This window comes from uncultured Campylobacter sp. (assembly GCF_938045595.1).
Taxonomy (GTDB): Bacteria; Campylobacterota; Campylobacteria; order Campylobacterales; family Campylobacteraceae; genus Campylobacter_B.
Genome location: NZ_CALIBB010000120.1, coordinates 1 through 5,092, shown reverse-complemented (window position 1 = coordinate 5,092; position 5,092 = coordinate 1). Strand labels below are relative to the sequence as shown.

Below are 5,092 nucleotides of genomic sequence, written 5' to 3'. Positions count from 1 at the left end.
ACGGGGTGGTTGCCCGTGGAGAAAAACGTCCCGTTGTCCATCAGCAAATACCGCTCGTCGGCCGCGATGATGAGGATTTTTTTATCGCCGTCGTATTTTTTCTCGTAATTAAAATCCGCCAGATCGCTCACGGGCGCAGTAAACTGCGACAGCGAAAACGGCGACGGGAAAAACGCGCCGTGCTCGGCGATATCGGGAGTCGGGAGTTTTGATAGTTCATTCATTTTGTCCTTTTTTATTGATTTGAGCCCGGATTATATGCGGTTTTAGTTAATATTCAGCAATGCTTTACGCCTTAAATTTGGCTTTATTTTGTCTTTTGCTTTCGGACTTAGGGTAAATTTACCCGCATCCTGAGGATAAATTTGGCTTGCGAGTTTAAATATCGGATCGGTGAGCGCGTTAAATTTGCTAGGCATTTTTATATGTCTTTAAAAAACGGCGTCGCATTTTTCGCGGAGGAGCTTAAATTTGACTAAAATTAGCGGCCAAATTTGCCTTTTTGGGTCAAAATTTACGATAGCCAAAATCTATAAGCGGTGCCGAAACGGGCGCGACAAGAAAACCAATAGGCGGCGTCGCGCCTGCTTCGTAAAACTGCGGCGGACTGATGCCGAGGAGCCGCTTAGTGCAGCATTTAAGCCGCCACGCAAAAAAGATGAATTTTATCTTTTCACGCATGATGATTTGCGCCGCATCTACAAACAAATGAAGCTCGCAGGCTCTTAGCGGTCGGCAGCGCTGCCGCTACGCCGCTTAAACCTGCGCGGATCTAAAATTTTATAAATTAAAATTCCATGCCGCGGACAATTTAAAATTTTGCGCTTCAAACGATCCGTAAATTCCGTGCTTCAGGCTGCGGCGATTAGGCCTTAGCACTCCCAGCGGTGCTTTTTCATACAGACGCGCTCGCCTCTAAATTCCACGCCTTCGGCCTCTAGCAGTTCGCGCTGAGCCGCAAAGCTCGCCGCCAAGGCGTCCTCATGATTTACGACGCGGTGGCACGGGTAGTCGCCGTAGAGCTCTGCTTGCGAGAGCACGCGCCCCACGAGCCGCGAGTGAGCGGGCAGCCCGATCAGGCGCGCGATCTGCCCGTAGCTAGCGACCCTGCCCGCGGGGATCTCCCCCACAAGGGTAAAATTTCATAGATCAAATTTTGCGTCAAAACCATGGCGCGATTATACTCTTTCGCGTTTAAATTTGGGCGAAATTTCACTAAATTTAACCTCGTGTCGGCGCCATGAATTTCATTAAATTTAGCCGCGTTTTTAAATTTTACGACGCGGCGCCTCGCCGAATTTGAAATTTAGTAGTTTTAAATTTTACCCTGCCGAGACCTGCGCGCAAGCAAAATTTAAACCGGATATTCAGCCCCTCTTTATATGTAAAGGAATATAATTTCAAAACAGATATCAACTTTGATTTAAAGGAGAAAAGATGCAAAATCAAAGACGAGACCTACTAAAGGTAGCCGCTTTGGCGGCGGGCGCTGCGATGCTCGGTACGAGCGAACTGGCTGCGAGCGAAAAGGCGTTTAAGCTCTCTAAGCGCGATCATAGCAAGCAAAGAGCGCTGCTGCTCTCAAGCTCGGGCTACAAAGACACGAAGTATCTATCGCACGCGGTGTCGTGGATCGGTAAATTTGCACAGGAGAACAACCTCGCGGGCAAAAAGATCGTTTTCATCCCTTACGCGAGCCTACGCAGGAGCTACGATGAATATGAAAAGCGCGTCAAAGAGGCGCTTGCAAGCTTAAATTTAAACATCGTCGGCGTTCACCACGCTAAAAACGCCGCGAAGGAAGTTGCGAGCGCGGATTGCATATTCGTAGGCGGCGGCAACACCTTCAAGCTCGTGCACGATATGTACGAAAACGAGCTCATCGCGCTAATCAGCAAAATGGTCGAGGACGGCACGCCGTATATCGGCTGGAGCGCGGGCTCGAACGTCGCGGGCGCTACGATGATGACGACGAACGATATGCCGATCATCGAGCCTGAGTCGTTTAATACCTTCAATATTTTCCCGCACCAGATCAATCCGCACTTCATCTCGGGCAAGCCTGCGGGGCACAACGGCGAGAGCAGAGAGGAGAGGCTGGAGGAATTTTTGATCGCTAATCAAAAATCGACCGTTTATGCGATGCCGGAGGGTACGGCGTTTTGGCTAGAGGGCGAGAAGGCGACCGTGCTCGGGCCCGCCGCGGTTCTAAAGATGAACTATAAGCAAAAGGTTAAGTTGATCGAGCCGGGCAGCTCATTTAAGTATTGATCGCACCCGCTTAAATTTAACCGAGAGGTGCCAGACGGCACTGCTCGTTTGAATGCGCGAATCGTTTAAATTTTAATTGCGGCGCTCGGCTAAATACGGGCGCCGCTTTTAAATTTACGCGGCAAAGCGCGTTTTGCTTATGCGAACGCGCGATCAAAAGACAAGCATCGATTTAAAGCGGCGCGCGATCACCGAGGCCATAAAAAGTAAAATTTAAAACGCAGATAAATGCCCCGCGTCCACCTTCTTATGCCGCTCGGTGATTTTATTCCGTATATCGCGGACATCCTTGCCGGCTGCGGCGGGACGGTATATTTGCAAAAAAGAAGCGCCTATGGCGCCGCCAAAGCAGGTTCGAGTAACCGCCGAAACTTAACCGATCTAAGGCAAAGCTTAAAATTTTTATATCGCTAGAATCGCCGCAAGAGCCCGAATTGCCTGCAAAGGTATTTTACGACGATATGTATCGAAGCATCATAGAAGGCACGGGCGAGCAGAGACGCAAAAAGCTATAGAGATGATCGCGCTGCGGCTAGTCGCAAAAAATTCGGGCACGGCTACTTGGGAGAATTTTCTCCGCGATCAAAGATAAACTCAAAACGACGAAACGATCGGTCGCGGGCTTGGCTGCGGCGCTTCTTTTTACAAAGATTATTTTTACGCAAAGCGCTGCGCGGACGGTAAAATTTTAAAATTTGATCTAAATAACGACAAACTGCCGAATATTACGACGCTATAAACGGGCGGCATCGATAGCGCGAGCAAAGGCGACGTCTACGCAAAAAACACTACTTCAAATCATACGCGCTTTTAGAATTTAATCGTTTTTCCGTTTTAAACGGCTTGATTATGCAAGAAAAGGCGGCATCGCTCGCACAAGGGCGTCCATATAAGCAAAAATCACTCCGCCGCATCGTAAGCCGCACGATCTCAAAGCCGCACTTGCCGCCGCTAGTTTGCGCCGCTTCGCAGACGGCTCGCAAAGGGCTGTAAATTTCAAACGCCTGCAAATTTAAGCGTTTAGCCACTATGAACGATCCACTCAGACGCCACATTAGGCTTCATTGCAGGCACGGACGAGCCTGCGCGGCGCATAAATTCGTAACGCAGCGTGAAATTTCCGTCCGATTGCAAAGCTTGGGTTTGAGCTTAAATTTAAAAATCCGCCCCACCGTCGTAAGCTGAAATTTTGCGCGATTGTTTTAAAATACGTTTAAAATTTTAAGAGAGGAGCTCATGGCATTTTCGGATTTTTTCAAAAAAGGCGGCAAAAATAGCGCAAACGCCGCAAAGATCGGCAAGACCGCGCAAGAGCGCAAGGATATAAGCATCGAAATTTTAAAATCCCAAGGCGTGCCGTATATCGATCATCTGCCGCTACGATACGAGACGGACGAGGTCACCCCGCGCGAAAAGGACGAAGTCATCGCTCGCGCGATCTGTTCTTACGCGGCGATAATGTGCGCCTGCTCGATCAGAGACGAGGGCAAGCTCGCGGATGAGGGTAAGCAGGGCGCGCGGGACTTTCTTACGAACCGCTACGGCTGCATAGACAAGCTCTCGCGCATGGAGCGCCGCGTCACGCAGGGCGAGGCAAGCCGCGACGAGGCCATAAATATGGGCTGGAAATACGAGTCGCTGTGGGCGCTGATGTGGGCGATGGGGCTCGTGGAGGAGCTTAGCTTTCCGAGCGAGATCTGCGACTGCGCCTTTGTGATGGACACCTTTAGCAGCGGCGATTTTTCAGCGCGCGTGAAGCTGCGGGGCACGGATGAAATTTTGCAGGCGCTCGATCTCATCTACCGCTACCACTGGGCGTGCGTCAATGCCCGCGTGCACGGCTCAGACTGCGCGGGGCTCGACGAAGAGGTCGTGATGGAGAGGCGCGGCGGGCTAGAGTGGCTATGCTGCAAGGGGGCGGAGAACGATAATCTGACGGATGAATATAATGCGTGGGATTATCCGGACTTGAACACTTAGCGACCCTTTTTTCCTTTATACATCGTTAAAAATTTCGCCGAATTTTAATTGCGTATTAAACACTAGACTTATGACAAGCGGAGTTTTGCGACTTCATAAAATGAAAAAATTTTATGGTTCGGCGCCACTAATCTTTGTGTTTTTCTTGTGTTGGCAGAACACAAAGGCGCAGGGGACAGAATAAAATCTAGATGTATTTCTAATTCTTGCCTAGAGTGCGGCTTTAAATATATAATTTGAAAGCCATGTATAATCCAAAATTAGCTATAATTAAAACTAAGAAAGGTAAAAAATGGGCTACAAAAAAAGCATTTTACTCAAAAACATAAGATTGCTATCTATACACAAAATTAAACTAATTTTTATGAAAGATGACGAAGTAAGATGAACGTAAATACAATAGAAAATATTAAACAAGAAGCTGAAAGATTAAAGGAAGATTGTATATATTCTGCAAAAGGACATTTTGAAAGCGCTAAATTTTGGCGACGTCTTTATTATTGACTAATGATATTTTCAATCCTATCACTTTGTTTGTCATTTACACTCACCTTACTAGATAGTCAATTATGTACAGTAATTTGCGGTATAATTTCTAGCTTTATAACAGTAATTCTAATATTCTTAAATCCGCAAGAAAAATATTTATCTCACCAAAATAACGGTAATAAATTTTTATCGTTAAGAAATCAAATAAGAATTTTTAATGATATTGAAATAAAAAATTCAAATTATATAGATGAATACACTAAAAGATTAATTGAATTTAGTAAAGAAAGAAATTCTTTAAATGAAAATTCGCTTCCTATTGCCGAGACTGGTTATAAAAATGTAAAAAAGC

General features: G+C 46.8%; 7 protein-coding genes. 4 read left to right on the top strand and 3 right to left on the bottom strand.

Annotation, left to right across the window (positions count from 1 at the left end; genetic code table 11):
• Together Q0340_RS04965 and Q0340_RS04960 are read right to left on the bottom strand one after the other, a co-directional pair.
• The coding region (locus tag Q0340_RS04965; protein WP_298082416.1) for a hypothetical protein at positions 1–224 on the bottom strand (224 nt) is incomplete at its 3' end.
• Between the two features lie 648 nt (positions 225–872).
• Positions 873–1,130, bottom strand: a complete 258-nt coding sequence (locus Q0340_RS04960) for an MGMT family protein (protein WP_298082415.1) — start codon at positions 1,128–1,130, stop codon at positions 873–875.
• Positions 1,131–1,437: 307 nt separating this feature from the next.
• Here Q0340_RS04960 and pepE point away from each other — a divergent pair, with 307 nt between their 5' ends.
• Positions 1,438–2,271 carry a dipeptidase PepE gene (gene pepE, locus Q0340_RS04955; protein WP_297942947.1) on the top strand — a complete coding sequence of 278 codons (834 nt, stop codon included), beginning with the start codon at positions 1,438–1,440 and terminating at the stop codon, positions 2,269–2,271.
• A gap of 228 nt (positions 2,272–2,499) precedes the next feature.
• Complete coding sequence (locus Q0340_RS04950) at positions 2,500–2,685, top strand: hypothetical protein (protein ID WP_298082414.1); 186 nt, start codon at positions 2,500–2,502, stop codon at positions 2,683–2,685.
• Between the two features lie 374 nt (positions 2,686–3,059).
• On the opposite strand, the gene Q0340_RS04945 is transcribed toward Q0340_RS04950, so the two are convergent.
• The gene (locus tag Q0340_RS04945) at positions 3,060–3,326 is read right to left on the bottom strand and encodes a hypothetical protein (RefSeq protein ID WP_298082413.1); all 267 of its coding nucleotides are present in this window, start codon (positions 3,324–3,326) and stop codon (positions 3,060–3,062) included.
• A gap of 181 nt (positions 3,327–3,507) precedes the next feature.
• Here Q0340_RS04945 and Q0340_RS04940 point away from each other — a divergent pair, with 181 nt between their 5' ends.
• Positions 3,508–4,251 carry a DUF4272 domain-containing protein gene (locus Q0340_RS04940; RefSeq protein ID WP_298082412.1) on the top strand — a complete coding sequence of 248 codons (744 nt, stop codon included), beginning with the start codon at positions 3,508–3,510 and terminating at the stop codon, positions 4,249–4,251.
• Positions 4,252–4,758: 507 nt separating this feature from the next.
• Positions 4,759–5,092 (top strand): SLATT domain-containing protein (locus Q0340_RS04935; RefSeq protein ID WP_298082411.1); only part of this gene is annotated, 334 nt, incomplete at its 3' end.

What these genes read in the sequence shown, in the direction of transcription:
- pepE (WP_297942947.1), top strand. Translation starts at nt 1,438, where the DNA reads ATGCAAAATCAAAGACGAGACCTACTAAAGGTAGCCGCTTTGGCGGCG.
- Q0340_RS04950 (WP_298082414.1), top strand. Translation starts at nt 2,500, where the DNA reads ATGCCCCGCGTCCACCTTCTTATGCCGCTCGGTGATTTTATTCCGTAT.
- Q0340_RS04940 (WP_298082412.1), top strand. Translation starts at nt 3,508, where the DNA reads ATGGCATTTTCGGATTTTTTCAAAAAAGGCGGCAAAAATAGCGCAAAC.
- Q0340_RS04945 (WP_298082413.1), bottom strand. Translation starts at nt 3,326, where the DNA reads ATGTGGCGTCTGAGTGGATCGTTCATAGTGGCTAAACGCTTAAATTTG.